Here is a 17,314-nt window from a genome sequence, read left to right on the forward strand (position 1 = left end):
CTTCAAAATAGAAAAACAATGGCACAAGAAGATGATTTGAGAGCATTGGGAAAAATTATGGATTTTCTCCGTGCCGTGAGTATCATACTCGCAATTATGAATGTGTATTGGTATTGCTATGAGGCAATGCACATGTGGGGAGTGACAATCGGGGTTGTTGACAGAATCCTTATCAACTTCAACCGTACAGGTGGAAAATATTTTATATCGCAGTGACACTGTTTGTTTATGAAAAATATAATTGGTTAACTAAATCTCCAATATCACAGGATAGTGATCCCCACCCTTCATATGATATCCTCGTACATATGTTTTTAGCTGTAATCTGCTATCGATAAGGAAATAATCTAATTCTCGACCTGAAATATGTGTTGGCATACCACAACAGGCAAAATAAGCACTATTTCCCGGCCTACTTCTGGTACCTGTGGTCATTATTCTTAAATTATCTGATAATTCGCTTGGCGTTGAATTCATATCTCCGCCAATGATGAAAGGAGATACTGCATGGCGTACTAAATCTCTTATATCTCCTACAGCACCAGACCCAGATTCGCAATGAAGGGTATAAATGTTACATCCATTATAATTTAAACAAATTGCGGATCGGCCTGTTCCTGATATCAGATAATGTATTGATGCTACAAAATTCAAATCCGCAATGATACAAGTATTACATCTCTGATTATAAGCACCTGCATGTTCTACCACAATATAGTGGTATCTACCACTATGTTGTGCAGGCAGTATGAATTTACCACATTCTTGTATCATAACAACATTACATTGTTCTATTGTTAATAGATGATTCAATATATTTAATTTAATAGCATCATTAAGAGGATTTCCTTGGGAATTCCATGTACAAATTTTCATATGGCTATTTTTAGATGTTTGATGCATTTATTATGTTTTCATAATAATTGTTATCAAATTTGAACGGGACTTTATCCATCCCGTTCTATATGTTTATACTCTATTTACTGCTTTCTGTATTTATAGGCTCGATACATGATGCCATTATATCCATCAGTTTAGACAGACCTTCGGTCTGCGGCTGCTGGCTGGCAGAAACATGTATCTGGTATTTTGCCGTTTGGTTGGTCATGCGGGTGTTCTCGCGGGCGGTTGTGACTTTGCCGCTGATTTCCGCATTTATAAACCAATGTTTTGCAGAAGCTTTTGTCTCTACTTCTGCGTTGGTAGTGCTTTTTACGTTTGATGTATCGGTAACCTCCATCTGGAAATCGACATCCACGCGATCTATGAGCAGGGAAGGAATAGGCACCAATCCTATAAACGGAGCCTTGACACTTTGTGACATTGTTGTCATTTTTCCATCCTGCTGTATCGGTCTTTTAATATCGAATTCCAATACACGAGCTGTTTTACCGTCTTCATCAAAAGCAATTTTCTGGTAGAAATTCCATGCTGTCGCTGCCAATTCCTGTTGAGCTTCGGCTGCTGCAATAAGCGGTGCTGCAATCAGTTCCCGCATGGGAAGCCCCTTAAAATTGTCAGTCACATTCGGATCTCCAAGTACAGGGGATGTACCGTTATTTTTAGTCTCTTCCAATGCAGCGGAAATAATCTCTTTCGCTTGCCCGCTTATATTTTCTGCATATTCTTGTTGCCCTTGGTTCTTTGTTTCTTCTGCCATAACATTTGAATTTTGAAATTGTTAGATGTTTTTTACAAAATCGTCAATGATTCGGGAAATACTCTCCGGAGTCTCCTGAACTTTAAAATTGACGCAAACCTCCATGACATCATCTGTATCTGGTTTTATGTTGCTCATCTGCATCTGGAGATTGGCTCTGTGCGGACTGGATAACAGCAAGTTGTTTTCCGGAATCTGTGATTCCACGCTTCCGACCTTCGCCTTGAACTTTATCTGCACATTATCCATTGCAAGATAATGATGGGATATCAAGGCTATAAGTGGAATATCAATAGTCTTGTCTCCAACCATGATTTTTTTTGATTGGAACGTATTTGCGTTATTTGCATTTGTTCCTTCAAAAAGTCTGGTCAGATTTTGTATCTGATGATTCTGTAATGTATCTTGTGCACAGTTTACGGCGTACTGCAAACCATTCATAATATCAGAGAATGAATTGGTTTGAACACTGTCCGGCTCATCGTCATTATTTTTCTTGCCTCTGTGAAAAAGTCCCATGTTTTTAATTTAAATACTTGATTTGTTGTCTTTAATGAGCACCAATCTTGACAATGTCCGGCTTACAGCTTCCATATTTACACTGGAGACTATATTATTATTGACAATGCCTTGATGCCAAAACCAATATGGTGGATTCTCCGTGTGTTCCATCACGTCCTCCTTTCTTTATTGGGGTTATACTTCGGTTCTTTCCGTTGCGGGCGGAACTTTTTCCGCCCGACGGTTTACTGCTTCCTCAAGGTAGGCAATGCTCCGTTAAGTTCGTAACGCCACTCTGAGCCTACGTTCTGCAAGGCGGTGTTCATGGCATCAACGGCATTCTCCCAGGTAACGTAAGTGCCGTCCACCTTCGTAGATTCGGGGGCGGTCTTATAGCCTCGTTCCTGATTGTTCTTCCAGTAGCAGGCGGTCACGGTGGTGTAGTTATCTCCCAACAAGCCGAAGATATGTACATTGCCAGTGCTACTACCTGTACTGGTTACGTTGCCCGTGGCATAGCAGGCACGAACGCCTTTTCCTCCGTTCATTCCCACCAGACCGCCGCCAGAGATATTCTTTTTGGGGGCTATTTCTATGATCACGTTGCCCGTGGCATAGCAAGCGGTCAGGGTGGCACCCCCATTCGTCTGACCTGCCACGCCGCCGACATAGACCGTTCCCTTCACTGTGGCAGAGGAGCTGCATCCGGTGATGGAACCGTTCCATTGAGCACCCACTACACCGCCGACGTACACCGTGCCGCTGACGCTGCCCGACACCGAGCAGTTTTCAATGGTGCCATCGCTATATCCTGCCACACCGCCGGCAAAGCCCGAACTGCGATTGCTTGTTATCTGTACGTCCTCCATCATCACGTTCTTCACCGTACCAGCATAACCGATAGAGCCGAACAGACCCACAAATTGGTCATTTGTCGTAACGGTCAGCCCCTTGATGGTATGACCGCCACCGTCGAAGGTGCCGGTGTATTTGTTGCTGAAACTTGTGCCTATCGGCGTCCAGTCTTTGCCTGTGAGGTCAATGTCTGTGTCGAGGGTAATGTTAATGTCGGTCTTACCTCCGTTCACTAATTTGGCTATATTCATCAGGCCATCGGCAGAGGTCACGGTGTAGCTGCCGTTGCTCTCTATGGTATAGCCCAGGTCTTTTGCCGCAGCGAGGGAGACGGTGTAGGTATATTCACCGCCCGCCTGCCAGTCGGTAGCATTCTTCATCTTATAAACGAAGGTCTTGCCGTTAGTGAAGGTGCAGGTAATGAATGCCGTGCCAGCTGCCACACTTTGCGGGGCTACGATGGCGGTGTAGGTGTTGCTGCCCTTGTCATACGGGGTGATTTCGGCAGGGTTGTCGCCTTCGGTGGAGAGGCCCGTCAGTCGCACGGATGCCAGCCCCTCGGTGTAGTCCGTCAGAACGATGGTCACTCGCGCCGTGCGGTGGGTGAAGCGAAGCGTGGGGCTGCCGTAGGTCACCGTCTGCCCGTCGGCTACGATGAGGTCACTGCCCTCAAAGTCTTTCTGGGTACTTTGGTTGGCTTTTACCTTTACCGCAGGCGGGGTTGTCTCGCCAGCGGTGTAGGGCCACCACGCTGTGACGGTGATGTTGTTGTGGTTGGTCCAGTAGTACGGGTCGGTGGAGGTCAGCGTGGCGCTGGTGGGGTCGGCGGTGGAGGGCGTCACGTTGTACGTCTTCACCATGCCGTCCATCAGGACTGCCACGCTCTGCACACCCGTCCAATTGCCATCCACGGGGGCACGGGTGCCGGCGGTGGCTGTCGCGGCGGGATTCAGCCCCGTGGCGGTGAAGACGATGGGTGTGCCTTCCGCCCCTTCCGGTAGGAAGCCCGCTTCGTCCTGCGTGCAGGCGGCAAGTGAGAGGACGAGCGCTGCAAGTGCAAAAAATCTTGTCTTCATTATATCTGTTGTTTTATTACTCTGGTTCTTTCCGTTGCGGGCAGAATTTTTTCCGCCCGACGGTTTACTGCTTCCTCAAGGTAGGCAATGCTCCGTTAAGTTCGTAACGCCACTCTGAGCCTGCGTTCTGCAAGGCGGTGTTCATGGCATCAACGGCGTTCTGCCAGGTTACGCTGGTGCCGTCCACCTTCGTGACTTTGGTGCTTTCCCTATTGTAGCCGATACCTTGTTCATGATTGTTCTTCCAATAGCAGGCGGTCACGGTAATGTAGTTATCTCCCAAAAAGCCGCCGATATGTACATAGCCAGTGCTACTACCAGTACTGGTTACGTTGCCCGTGGCATAGCAGGAAAGGAGGCTTATTCCGTCGTTGAATCCCACCAGACCGCCGCCAGAGATATTCTCTGTGCGGTCTATTTCTATGATCACGTTGCCTGTGGCATAGCAAGCGGTCAAGGTGGCACCAAAAATCGTCTGACCTGCCACGCCGCCGACATTGATCGTTCCCTTCACTGTGGCAGAGGAACTGCATCCGGTGATGGGATGGTCCCTTTGAACACCCACCACACCGCCGACGCTCACCGTGCCGCTAATGCTGCCCGACACCGAGCAGTTTTCAATGATGCCCCAGCTAAATCCTGCCACGCCGCCGGCATAACCCAACCTGTGATTGCATGTTATCTGTATGCCCTCCATCACCACATTCTTCACCGTAGCGGGCTATTATTGAAATTACCGAGATAGCCGAACAGACCCGCATATTTGTCATTTGTCGTAACGGTCAGCCCCGTGATGGTATGGCCGCCGCCGTCGAAGGTGCCGGTGTATGAGTTGTCGTAGTCTGTGCCTATCGGCGTCCAGTCTTTGCCGGTGAGGTCAATGTCGGCGGTGAGGGTAATGTTTATGTCGGTCTTACCTCCGTTCACTAATTCGGCTATATTCATCAGGCCGTCGGCGTTATAGACCGTGTAGGTATTGGTGTTGCTGTCGTAGATGTAGCCCAAATCCTCAGCTGCGCCGCTCTCGCCGCCGCCGTCAGCCCAGTCACCGATAGTGCAACCCTCTAACGTTAGGCCGGTGGCGTTCACCTTGACGGTATATTTATAGCGGGTGCCCGCCTCTAATACGACGTCGTTTTGCGGACGGAAGTAGAAGGTGCCGCTGCCGAGTTCCACCCGGATGAACGGCCTGCCTGCCGCAACGGTCTGCGGGGCGGTCAGTGCCTCGTAGGTGTTGCCGCTTGCGTTGTAGGTCTTGATGGCAGTCGGGTTGCCGTTATCGGCTGACAGGCTCACGAGTCTCACTGTGGCACCGGCGACGCTCGTGAATCCCGTGCCGGGCTTCAGTTCGATTGTCACGCGTGCCGTGCGGTGGGTAAATTCAAGAGTCGGGTTGTTAAATTCCACCTTCTGGTTCTCAGCAGAGATGAAGTCGCTGTTCTGGAAGTCAGCCAATTTGCTTTGGTCTTCTGCCACCTTCACGGCAGGCATCTGTGTGATGTCAGCCTTGTTGAAGGGCCACCATGCCGATACGGTAATCGGGTTGCGGCTGGTCCAGTAGTACGGGTCGTTCTCGCGTGAAAGCGTGGCACTCTTGAAATCGGTAGAAGCCGTTACGGTGTATTCCTTTACCGCATCGCCCATCTTGAGTGCCACGGAGGTGACGCCCTGCCAGTCGCCGTCCACAGCGGCACGGGTGGAAGGGGCTGCCAGCGGAGTTGCTTCTACGGACAATCCGGTGGCACGGATGACGACGGGGTATTCACCTTCGGGCAGACGATTATCGCCAGCAAGTTCGTCCTGCGTGCAGGCGGCGAGGGCGAACAGCAGTGCGGTGGCTGCGGGGATAAATAATCTATGTCTCATAATTCTTCATTCTAATCGATTAATTATTAACATCCTACAGGTCAGCACCCACATCTCCACCGTCTATATCGTTCCACTTTGCAATGGTGGCTTCGCTGACTTCAAGGACTTTGTTGCGTACCTTGACGGTATAGGTATAGTTGTTGCCCGCCAGTAGTGCGCCATCGGGCATGGTGAGTGTGGCATGATATTCCTGACCTTTGTAATTCACAACCAACGGCAGTGATGCAACTGTCTGCGGGAAGAGGATGATCGATGACGTGAGATTGCCGTCTGCCAGATTCATGGTCAGTTCTCCGGTCTGTAGTCCGTTGTCTGCGGTGGCAATACCGTCGGCCGTGTTGAACGTACCGGTGAGTAACAATCCGTCCAGCGTGTAACGTTCAGGCTTGACCACGCTGAAATTCACACCGTCGCCCGCCTCGAAGGTAAGGGTTATCTGGCTCATGCGGTGGTGGAAAGAGTTGTCTTCACCGCCTTTGGCGGTTTTGTCGGTGAAGCTTACTACCGGGTTGTTTTTGTCTCCCGTGGCTCCTGAAGCAAAGAGGAAGTCGATGGCAGGCTGGTTTTGCTGCGCCGTGGCATCGGTCGTGGCTGTGAGGATGCCTCCCGCCGCGTTGTACGGATAGTAGGCGCGGAAAGTATGGGTCTTTGCATCTTCGATATAGATAACCTTTCCTTCTGCCTCAAATTTCCCGTTTTTCAGGATGAAAGGCACGTTGCCGTACTGGGAATCGTTGCCGATGTCGGTGATGCCGATACGGTCGCCGGCAGTCCAGGTGGTTCCGCTGGCGCGGGTGGCGGGGGCGATGTTGGCGGTAAACTGGACGGCCACGGGGTCACCGTTCAGGTTCTCATTGTCGTTGTTGCAGGCTACCAGTGCGAGGGCGAGCGCTGCAAGTGTAAAAAATCTTGTCTTCATTATATCTATAATTTTATTATTTACAAATCAGCATTTACATCATCACCTTTCACTTCTTCCCAGCCGTTGATTTCGGCTCCGTCCACTTCCATGCCTTCGGGAGTCTCAACCAGCGTTCCGCCGAGGGTCAGCGATTTGCCCTTTCCGGTGTTGAACTCCTTGAGAGCTTCTGTGAGGTCGCTTTTCAGCGTGGTGGGGCTCGGGTTGCCGTCCGCATAGCGGATTTCAGCCGTCAGCAGTTGTTCCGTACCGGTCACACCCAGCAACCGCACCGTGGCTTTCCACTTGCCGGCATCGTCACCTTCGGTTATCTTGGTGAAGGGCAGCACGACGTTTGAAGCGGCTCCGTAGGTATCGGTAGCGAAATCGAGTGTTCTGGCTGCACCCGTCAGATGGGCAACAATCTCCGTGATGCGTCCGGCGGCATCACCCGTCGGTTTGACGACAAGCGTCAGTTCGCGTACCTGCTGCTTCATTGCGGCGGTCAGCGGATAGTCCTTGTCTTTCTCGATGCTCACCTGTTTCGTATAGGTGAAGAACCATCCCGGGGCATTGTTCACAAAGGCATCCGTGCCTGCCCGGTTTCCCGTGGCTGCGGCAATGGTGGCGGTGGTACCATTTACCGTGATTCCTTCAGCCGGGTTCCACACCGCAAGGGCGTAGCTGCCTGGAGCAAACAGATGGTCGGGGGCATGGGTGGCGGAAGTCTCCGTACCCGTATAGTCGCCCATGGTGACCGTCCATGTGGCAGGTATGTCGATACCCTCACCGCGTGCCGACCAGTCGGCTGTCACCGCAATTTTCCCATAGTCGGGATGCGACGTGTCATAAAGCGTGTCCTTCACGCAGGAAGAGAGCAGCACGGTGGCTGCCATTCCTACCATATTTATATATTGTCTTGCTTTCATACTCTATTCCTCCGTATTAGAATAACTTCCATACCAATGTTACACCGGCGTTGATGGGGCCACACCAATTTTTTGTCTCGTTGCCACGGCGCACGCGCACACCATCGATGACTTCATATTTTTCGAAATCGGCATTCAGGTAGCCCAAGCCGAGGTTGAAATCAAGAGTCAGTGCCTTGTTCAGCCGTAGCTGATAGCCGGTGGTGATGCCGCCACCCATCAGGTCGCCTTGCTTGCCTGTTTCGGAGATCTTGTAGTTGAACTGTCCGGCCTTGAACATCGCCCCCAGATACCAGGCTTTCTTCTCACCCATGTAATAACGTATTTCCGGAGCCACTTCCCAGAGTGCATAGCGGCGGTCCTTGTCGCTCCACGTCCAAGAAGTCCATGAGCCGTTTACGGCAATGCCACACGACGGACAGATGCGCCATTCAAGTCCTAAATCGGGTGTTAGGGTAGCCCAGCGCAACAGGTTGGCACGCAGGGAGAGATGATAATCCGTTGTGATTTTGGTTCCCGACGGCGTGTCGGCAAGTGTATTTTGTTGAGCGGTTTTCTCGGCTTCTGCCTTTTCAGCGGCAAGTCGGGCTTCTTCCGCCTTGCGCTGCTCTTCGGCAAGCCGTTCCTGCTCGGCACGCTTCTCGGTTGCCAGTCGTTCGGCTTCCGCCTTGCGTCGTGCTTCCGCTTCCGCATCCATCGCGGCTGTTTCCTTTGCGGGAACCGTTAGGCGTACGATTACAAAATCACCCCCTGTCGCATGATTGTGGGTAATGAAGTTTTCTTCCTTGATTTTCGCGCGTGTAATCAGTTCTGATTTTACTCGATTGGCACGGATCTTCGCCGTTGCAAGGTTCTCGGCTTCACCGCCCAGCGAATTGCAGTAGCCGTCAACCAGTAGCGGCAACTTGCCGTCAAAAATTGTTGCTTTACTGTTTTCGATACATTCCAACAGGCGGGCAAGTTCAGTGTCATTGCCATTCCAAGGAACGTAGAACATGTCCTTCTGCGGAACGAAGCGGAAGGTGTAGGTCGTGTCTGTTTTCTGCTGCGCAATGACAGGAAAAGTTACCGTCATCAGCCACAGAAACAAGGTAAGAAAAGTGATTTTTCTGCTCATATAAACTTGCATTTATTATCTTTGTCCTCTCCAAAGATAATAAATGTCATTCTATGCCCAAAAGATTAGAAAAACTTTTGCTGTATAATTTTATAAATAATGTCGTTTGAGCATCTTTTTGTCGAATTAGCACTTTTTGAATTGTCGAATTAGCACTTTTTTGTCGTTTGAGCACTTTTTGGAAATGGGTTTCTGTGACCTTTTCCGATGTTTTTTACTACACAAATTATTCCCGATTTGATTTTTTCCATTTGGCAGGCGTACATCCTTCTTTCTCGGAAAATAATTTGATAAAGTTACTTTGGGAAAGAAAACCAGAAGACTCAGCCAGCTTCTGTATATTGATTTCTGGATGCTCCTTCAGTATGTTTTTCGCATACTCCAACCGAAGACTGGTTATCCATTCGCGGAATGTCATTTTATACGTAGTCTTGATATAAGCGGAAAGATAGGTACGGTTCGTATAAAGTATTTCGGACAGTTCTTTTATGGTAAGTCCCTGCTGGACATAGCCGTCTGTCTTTATCCAGTTGTCAACCCTCTCTATAAATTCTGTATAGGACCTAGGAACTTCTTTCTCAGAAACTATTTCATGTTCAGTTTCCGAATTTGTCAGAAGTTCTTCTTCAGATTGTATATCCTGCTCAAACGCATTTTCTACCTGTTCATAGAACAGCAGGTAGTTCAGATAGCTGTAGAAAAGATAGCTGTAGAATGGTATTGACGACAAAATCCAGATAAAAACATATTCGTCTGGCAGAAATGTCAGCAATCCGCATCCGACACCGAAGATAAGTGCCCAATAAGTGAATATGGAAAGCCATTCGATATATGCGCCTATATCATCCGCCTGAGTTTCATTGAAAATCCGAATGGCTCTACGATATGCAATTATAACTCTGTGAGCTAAAACGACTCCAAAAACGACTAACCAGGCAGCTAAAGCAAATAAAGAGATTTTTTGCATGATTCCGCTTGGCAACAGGAACAACACAACTCCGGAAAGAGTTGAAAATATAATCCATAAAATGATATGTGTCCACACACGCCGTTTGGTAATGTAAAAACGATCAAGCAACATTATCAATGCCGAACTGAACAGAGAATAGCACAGAAAGTATGTGGACATGTTCATCAATATGGCAGAATCCGCATTTTTGAATCGGATACCAAAGAAGAAATGTACCGAATAGTTTGCTGAAAGCAGCAACATAGCTATACCCATAATCTGTCGGGAACGGAGATAATTCTTGAAAATTTTCTTTTCAGGAGTCTTTGCAAACAAAAAATAAAAGCCGAAGAATAACATTAACGGCAGTGCGGTACAAAGTGAAAAACTGTATATAGATGGTTCCATTGTTATGCTTATTTAGTTTTGATACAAATTTTGATAAATTTCCGAATTATAAGCCAGTTGGGATAAAAAACAGAAATGAATATCACTGAGTGCTCGCTGCTTGAGTTAAAATGTCAAGACCGACTCACCTAAGATCTTGCATCAAATTGCTCTAAGTCACACGTTTCTTATTGAAATCAAATAATGAGAATGAAGTATTTATTTTTTTCATTACAATTCTTTATAAGGATTATGTTCAGGAACCCTAATGAGTTCTTTTATATCAACTTCCAGACATTGAGATATCTGTATTAATGCTTCTAAAGGAGGTTGACAAGCATTAGTACACCATTTGGAAATGGTTGCTTGGTCTCTGCCAAGTTTCTCTGCAAGCCATTTGTTCGTTTTCCCCTTTTCTGCAAGCATAACTTTTATACGATTAAGATTTTTCTCAGCCATTGCGTATATTATTATTGTTTTCGGTTGCAAAGATACTCATTTTCCTCCAAATATCGTTTGTTTATCCGAAAATCATTATAAAAATCGGCAAATAATTTGCCTAATTAGAAATTTTGCTAATTTTTGCATGATTTACAGTGACTCGTCCCATCTTCATCTTGCATACCACTATATTCTATTAAAATGAAAACAGATGTGCCTACTTATAATTTTCTTCTTTTGGAGTTGATTTATGAATATTAAAATCGGAAAAATTCCGCGTTATCCGTGTTAATTTTTGTTTTCTCATAATTTCATTTTGGGGTTACGGGATTTTGTTGTTCCTAATTTGTTTCTTTTGCCATTTTGTAATTCGGATTAGCATTGATTATCAGAACATTACAAACAATCAGTAAGATTGCGAAACAAAAATAGCGTACAGTGTACAACGACAAAAATCGTTCTCTCTGTACGCTATTAAATCTTATTAAAAAGATGAAAGATTCTAACTAGCATCTCTTGGCATCGTTCCGTTCATTACAATAATCATCGGATACTCGTTTTTTACTTGCTCTGCTTGGCACACCTTGCGGTTCACAACCTTACTGATAAGCCATTGTCTGAACAACAAGGCTTGATATGTATCCATTTGAAGTGCTATGGCGATAATCACTTCCATATCATAGACATTCGCAGAATATCCATTTTCAAGTTTGATGTATTGCGAATGCTGGAAGTCTTTCAGCCCACTTTGTTTCCAAATGCGCTTGATGGTATTCTTCACTGCTGTCCCTGTTACATTCAACAGTTCGGCAATCTCCCAAACTGTCATCCACACCTCACCATGATGTGGGGCGTAGATGACCATATCTTCTTGTATTGTTATCACTTGTCGTTTCATACTCTGCCATTTATAGTGTTAGTATTATCGTTGCAAACATTTCCAAACGTGAATTCCTCAATGTTATTTATTTGCTGAGACAACTTTTCCACGTCTTTGCTCAATTTTTCCTTGGTAATCTTGGCATACACCTGGGTTGTCTTTATGTTCTTGTGACCAAGCATTGAACTCACGGTTTCTATTGGAACTCCGTTGGAGAGGCAAACCGAGGTTGCGAACGAATGACGGGAGACATGCCAGGACAGCGGCTTGGTGATACCACATTTTTTGCCCAGTCTTTTGAGCGAATCCATACAACTTTTGTAGTTGGGTACTGGAAACACCCTGCCGTCTTCACACAATCCACGGTATTTTTCCATAATCTGCTTGGGATAGTCAAGCAACTTGATGTCGGCTTCAGTTCCCGTCTTCTGTCGATGAATTATTATCCACTCGCCATCGTCAAAGAACGTTTTGATGTTCTCTTCCTTCAGGTTATAAAGATCTATGAAGGCAAGACCAGTGAAACAACAGAACAGAAACAAATCACGTACCATGCTCATCTTCTTTCGGGTGATTGGTATTTCCATGAGCAAGCGAATCTCTTCTTTTGTCAAGAACTCCCTTGTCGTCTCTTCTTCCTTGTACTCATATCGTCTGAAAGGGTCTTTTACAAGCCACTCATTATCTATGGCGCGGAATACCATTGCACGGAGATTGCGGACAAACACCATCGCAGAGTTTATCTTCAAGTGCTTTTCGGTTCTGAGAAAAGTCTCGTAGTCCGTGATAAAAGGCAGAGACAACTCTTTCAAAGCAATATCCTTGACATGATAATGCGATTGCAAGAACTCACCGACATAGGCACATCCTATTCTGTATCTTGTGAATGAGCTCAAAGACTTTATGCCAGCCTTATATTGCTTTTCCATTTCATCACGGCTTTGAGAATAGACTTTCATCAGTGTATGGCAACGATACTCCAAGCCAAGAAAGGCGTTCTTCACCTTGTCGGCAGTGACGAAGTTGTCCCTGTCCATAATCTCCTGATAATGCTTACTGATACTCACACGCATCTTGTCCAATTTGCGGTTCACCTCCAAAGCCTGCATACTCTTACCTATCATGCGTCCGCCCTTGGTGTCCCACAAATTTGGATTGGCAGTTGTTTTGCAACTGAACTGCGACTGTGTTCCGTCCACTGTGATACGTCCCATAACTGGAACAGTACCATCTTTCTTTACTACCTGTCTTTTGAGGTAGAAGATAATTGAAAATGTACTCTTCATAACGTCATTCTTTTTTGCGTTCAAAATTAATACATGAAGAGTCTTTTCTTGCTACGCATTTCACGGCAGAACACGGCAAATTTGGTTCGTAACCAAAAATCTTACGTTACTCATCAGTAACTCACTATAAATCAGAGTGTTCAAATTCAATTCGTAACCTTCCTCATTCTTCCGAACCTCAACATTCCCCATTTGGGGTATAGGTTACGGATAGGTAACGTTCCTCTGTCTCATCTTGTCGTATTCCCGTCTTCGTCTGTCCTCATCACTTTTAACCAAAATGAGGAAAGTAACTGATAACCAGTAAACTTTCCTCATTCTTCTCTCAAACACTTTTTATATGTACTTTCCATCGTTCAAAGCATCGGTTTACACTTAACCAAGCGTATGATTTACTCAGATAAAACACCTGATTTCCCATCCCCCGGCAGCTAAAGTGTCTTTACACCCGGGCTTACAACCGCTACAAGCCGGGGTGAGATTCTCCGTCACCGCAGCATATAACAAAAAAGGAGAAAGCTTTCGCCTCCTCCTTCTATCGCAGTTTAACCTCAATCTATTTTATGATTCTGTATCCAAAGATACGACATTGAAAAGCCAAAGTCAAGTATTTCCGGATTTATTTCTTGAAAAACTTATCAAAGAACAGAATCTGATAATCAATGGAGTTATTCCAATACTGTCCATTATGTGCTCCCGGACGAGTAATAAAATCATGATCGATCTTTCTTTCCAGTAGACGGTTATGCAAATCCTTGTTCACATTCAGGAAGAAATCTCCTTCTCCACAATCGACAATGATAGCCAAATCACCATTCTCTATCTTATCAATCTGATTGATAACGGTGTGATTATCCCATACCTCTTTATTTGATTCATATTCTCCCAACTGCTTGGACATATCCCAGTTCTTCGGGAACGGGCGAATATCCATTCCTCCACTCGTACTTCCACCGGCACCAAACGTATCTTTATGACGGATCGCATTCCACATTGCTCCGTGTCCACCCATACTCAATCCGGTGATGGCACGTCCCTTGCGGTCGGCAATCGTCTTGTAATGTTCGTCGATATATTTCACCAATTCCGATGAAATAAAGGTCTCATAGCGGAAAGACGGATTGATTGGGCTATCCCAATACCAACTATTCTTTCCGTCCGGACAAACGAATATGATTCCTTTCTCGTCTGCAATTTGAGGAAGATTCGGTTTTATGTCAATCCATGTTTTAGCATTTCCACCGTAACCGTGCAATAAATAAATGGTGGGACAAGCAACAGCTTTCTTTCCCAACGCAGCATCCGGCGTTACCACCACCACTTGCACATCCTTATTCATGGAAGGACTTTTAATTAATAAGGTATCTACTTTGGCAGCAAAAGACGGAGCCACCCATACTAAAAGAAGAGCAATTAATAAGAGTTTTTTCTTTTTCATTGTGTGTTATAATAGTTAGATATAATTATTCCTCTGTCTCTGCAGAAGGATTAAATTTAGAAACCGGCATTTCAAAGGTTTTATGACACTGTTTACAGGTATAGTTCCAGTGGTTATCTCCCGGAGGAGTGACCATCAATGCAGAAATGATAGCGGCACCCAAAGCGCGCCACCGCTTTCCTTTTCTTAGAACCAACTGAATGTCCGATGAACCGCAATACGGACAAAGCGTCAACTCTTCCGGCCAACTATCGTTATCCCTCAACACTTGGACAGCATTTTCATAGTCCTCATCCGCCACCAATATATCCACTCCTGCTATATTGCTCACACAACTCTTATACAAAGTAGAGAAATTCTCATTGTGCAGAATAGACTCAATGTCTTCATTCTCCAACGCTCCCTGAAGGATATGTGCCTTCATCGCATCATTACAAGTTATCAATTTTACAGTCTTCATAAGGAATCTGTTTTAATATGTCCCACAAAAATAAGATATAAAAATGAAATGTGAAACAAAACCCGACTAACTTTATCAGCAGGTAAAACGAACCAAATCAGAAGTGATTCTTTTTTTATTCACGGAAGGTATCATTATTTAATACTTTTTTCGTACTTTCGCAGCAATAATTCGCAATCACATGAAAAAACTATTGACACTGCTACTATTTTCTAACATCCTGCTTTCCCTGTTACAGGCCCAACCTGTACATCAAATAAAGGGAACGGTGATTGAGAAAAACAGCCGTCAGCCATTAGAATTCATTAACGTAATGGTTCTTGGGCTGAACAAAGGTGGTGTCACCAATGCGGAAGGCCATTTCACCATCGAACAAGTGCCTCCCGGCATCTACCGCCTGCAAGCAACTGCCATCGGCTACAAAAGTGTCACCACCCCCGAATATATCTTATCTACCAAAGATCTGAACATTTCGATAGAAATGGAAGAGAACCTGACCGAACTCGCAGGAGTAACCGTCACCGCTTCTCCTTTCCGGCGCGATCTGGAAAGTCCAGTCAGCCTGCGCATCATCGGATTGCAGGAAATAGAAAAAAGTCCGGGAGCTAATCGGGACATTTCACGTATTGTTCAGTCTTATCCGGGAGTTGCCTTCTCGCCTATCGGCTACCGCAACGACTTGATTGTGCGCGGTGGTTCTCCTTCTGAAAACCGTTTTTATCTGGACGGAGTGGAAATACCCAATATCAATCACTTCAGTACGCAAGGAGCATCCGGCGGTCCGGTGGGAATCCTTAATGCCGACCTGATACGTGAAGTCAATTTCTACACTGGTGCTTTCCCCACTGATAGAGGAAACGCACTTAGTTCCGTTCTTGATTTCAAGTTGCGCGACGGAAATATGGAGCATAACTCTGTAAAGGCTACCCTCGGAGCATCCGAAGTGTCGCTCGCCTCCAACGGGCATATCGGGAAAAAGACCTCTTATCTGGTATCTGTACGTCAATCTTATCTGCAATTCCTGTTTGATATGCTCGACCTCCCTTTCCTGCCGACTTTCACCGATGCGCAGTTCAAATTGAAAACCCGGTTTAACGAACAGAACGAGCTGACGGTATTGGGACTTGGAGGGATCGATAATATGCGACTGAATACGAAAGCAGATAGCGAGGACAATGAATATATCCTTAGTTACCTGCCGAAAATCAAGCAGGAAACGTTTACCCTAGGTGCTGTATATCGTCATTATGCAGGTCCGCATGTGCAATCGGTGGTAGTCAGCCACAGTTATCTGAACAACCGCAACACCAAATACCGTCAGAATGATGAAAGTATTCCGGAGAATCTGATGCTCCGCCTCCGTTCTACCGAACAAGAGACAAAATTCCGTTTCGAAAACAATTCTTCTTTCCGCAACTGGAAGGTCAACCTCGGATTGAACCTGGATTACAGCCAATATACCAACACCACCTTTCAAAAGGCATATACCAATCAGGCACAAACGTTTGATTACCATACTTATTTGGGGATGATGCGCTGGGGACTTTTCGGCACTATCAGCTACTCTTCGATGGACGAACGCTTCACTGCTTCTTTGGGATTGAGAGCGGATGCCAACAATTATTCATCGGCGATGAAATCACTCTCCGACCAGCTTTCACCGCGCATATCGCTTTCCTATCAACTTGCCGATCACTGGTTTTTAAGCGGAAATGCAGGACTTTATTACCAGTTGCCTCCTTACACGGCTCTCGGTTTTAAGGATAATAACGGAACGTATGTCAACAAATACAATCTCCGCTATATGAAAGTCAGCCAGGAAAGCTTGGGTATCAGTTGGCGCAAAGGAGATACTTTCGAAGTTTCCGTGGAAGGATTCTACAAAGATTATGATAAAATTCCGCTCTCCGTTGTAGATGGCATTCCTCTTACCTGCAAAGGGAATGACTACGGGGTGATTGGCAACGAATTGCTGACCTCCACCGCCCAGGGACGTTCGTATGGTGCGGAGATTCTGGTGAAATGGCTGATCGCCAAGAAACTGAATCTGGCTTCTTCCTTTACCTTATTTAAAAGCGAATACCGCAACGACAAAGAGAGTGAATACATTGCATCCGCATGGGACAACCGGTATATCTTCAACTTACGGGGAACCTACAATCTGCCGCGCCAATGGAGTGTCGGGATGAAAGTCAGTTGCATCGGCGGTGCTCCTTATACGCCTTATGATGAAGAAAAGTCATCTCTGGTATCTGCCTGGGATGCACAAGGTAAAGCATATTACGACTATTCTAAATATAATAAAGAACGTCTTCCGGCTTTTGCACAGGTAGACCTCCGTATCGACAAGACATTTTATCTGAAACATTGTATGCTGGGATTCTATCTTGATTTGCAAAATATCACGGTAAGCAAACTGAAACAGCAAGATGTACTGATGAGCACCGGTATCATCGAAAATCCGGAAGCCCCTGCCGACAGTCAACACTATAAAATGAAACGCCTCAAACAATCGAGCGGGACATTGCTCCCCACATTAGGAATAACATTTGAGTATTAATTTATGCA

14 protein-coding genes and 2 pseudogenes are annotated in these 17,314 nt (G+C 45.9%); 2 read left to right on the forward strand and 14 right to left on the reverse strand.

The genetic code is table 11. The annotated features are described in order from the left end of the window. Positions 1-18: 18 nt before the first annotated feature. Positions 19-201: pseudogene (locus tag KQP79_RS11645) on the forward strand (YWFCY domain-containing protein); the annotation flags it as partial. Positions 202-249: 48 nt separating this feature from the next. Here the strand turns inward: KQP79_RS11645 and KQP79_RS11650 are convergent. From KQP79_RS11650 to KQP79_RS11715, 14 genes and pseudogenes are all read right to left on the reverse strand, one after another. Then, positions 250-876 (reverse strand): endonuclease, encoded by a 627-nt coding sequence (locus KQP79_RS11650; RefSeq protein WP_149948994.1) that lies wholly within the window; start codon positions 874-876, stop codon positions 250-252. Between the two features lie 100 nt (positions 877-976). Next, complete coding sequence (locus KQP79_RS11655; protein WP_149941677.1) at positions 977-1,660, reverse strand: DUF2589 domain-containing protein; 684 nt, start codon at positions 1,658-1,660, stop codon at positions 977-979. A 21-nt stretch (positions 1,661-1,681) separates the two neighbouring features. Beyond that, the gene (locus KQP79_RS11660; RefSeq protein ID WP_077153022.1) at positions 1,682-2,179 is read right to left on the reverse strand and encodes a DUF2589 domain-containing protein; all 498 of its coding nucleotides are present in this window, start codon (positions 2,177-2,179) and stop codon (positions 1,682-1,684) included. Positions 2,180-2,406: 227 nt separating this feature from the next. Then, positions 2,407-4,092 carry a fimbrillin family protein gene (locus KQP79_RS11665; protein ID WP_264386636.1) on the reverse strand — a complete coding sequence of 562 codons (1,686 nt, stop codon included), beginning with the start codon at positions 4,090-4,092 and terminating at the stop codon, positions 2,407-2,409. A gap of 64 nt (positions 4,093-4,156) precedes the next feature. Continuing rightward, positions 4,157-5,958 (reverse strand): annotated as a pseudogene (locus KQP79_RS11670) (fimbrillin family protein). Positions 5,959-5,992: 34 nt separating this feature from the next. Further along, complete coding sequence (locus tag KQP79_RS11675) at positions 5,993-6,880, reverse strand: fimbrillin family protein (protein ID WP_234120694.1); 888 nt, start codon at positions 6,878-6,880, stop codon at positions 5,993-5,995. Between the two features lie 20 nt (positions 6,881-6,900). After that, positions 6,901-7,788 carry a hypothetical protein gene (locus KQP79_RS11680; protein WP_234120696.1) on the reverse strand — a complete coding sequence of 296 codons (888 nt, stop codon included), beginning with the start codon at positions 7,786-7,788 and terminating at the stop codon, positions 6,901-6,903. Between the two features lie 16 nt (positions 7,789-7,804). Next, positions 7,805-8,905, reverse strand: coding sequence for a DUF3575 domain-containing protein (locus KQP79_RS11685; protein WP_072067124.1), 1,101 nt, complete (start codon positions 8,903-8,905; stop codon positions 7,805-7,807). A 226-nt stretch (positions 8,906-9,131) separates the two neighbouring features. Then, the gene (locus KQP79_RS11690) at positions 9,132-10,214 is read right to left on the reverse strand and encodes a helix-turn-helix domain-containing protein (RefSeq protein WP_138273927.1); all 1,083 of its coding nucleotides are present in this window, start codon (positions 10,212-10,214) and stop codon (positions 9,132-9,134) included. 258 nt (positions 10,215-10,472) lie between these two features. Further along, on the reverse strand, positions 10,473-10,700 hold the full coding sequence (locus tag KQP79_RS11695; protein WP_004302144.1) for a helix-turn-helix transcriptional regulator: 228 nt from the start codon (positions 10,698-10,700) through the stop codon (positions 10,473-10,475). 484 nt (positions 10,701-11,184) lie between these two features. After that, a complete protein-coding gene (locus KQP79_RS11700) occupies positions 11,185-11,580 on the reverse strand; it encodes a hypothetical protein (RefSeq protein ID WP_068855616.1) in 396 nt (131 codons plus the stop codon). Next, positions 11,577-12,848 (reverse strand): site-specific integrase, encoded by a 1,272-nt coding sequence (locus KQP79_RS11705; RefSeq protein ID WP_234120699.1) that lies wholly within the window; start codon positions 12,846-12,848, stop codon positions 11,577-11,579. The genes KQP79_RS11700 and KQP79_RS11705 overlap by 4 nt, the downstream gene beginning before the upstream one ends. Positions 12,849-13,467: 619 nt before the next feature. Then, positions 13,468-14,286 (reverse strand): alpha/beta hydrolase, encoded by an 819-nt coding sequence (locus KQP79_RS11710; RefSeq protein ID WP_004308602.1) that lies wholly within the window; start codon positions 14,284-14,286, stop codon positions 13,468-13,470. Between the two features lie 25 nt (positions 14,287-14,311). Further along, complete coding sequence (locus KQP79_RS11715; RefSeq protein WP_061448514.1) at positions 14,312-14,746, reverse strand: DUF2007 domain-containing protein; 435 nt, start codon at positions 14,744-14,746, stop codon at positions 14,312-14,314. 181 nt (positions 14,747-14,927) lie between these two features. Between KQP79_RS11715 and KQP79_RS11720 the strand changes: the two genes are divergently transcribed. Further along, positions 14,928-17,306 carry a TonB-dependent receptor gene (locus tag KQP79_RS11720; protein ID WP_138343312.1) on the forward strand — a complete coding sequence of 793 codons (2,379 nt, stop codon included), beginning with the start codon at positions 14,928-14,930 and terminating at the stop codon, positions 17,304-17,306. Positions 17,307-17,314: the final 8 nt, after the last annotated feature.

It is taken from the genome of Bacteroides sp. DH3716P (assembly GCF_025914115.1).
In the GTDB taxonomy this organism is placed as follows: domain Bacteria; phylum Bacteroidota; class Bacteroidia; order Bacteroidales; family Bacteroidaceae; genus Bacteroides; species Bacteroides ovatus.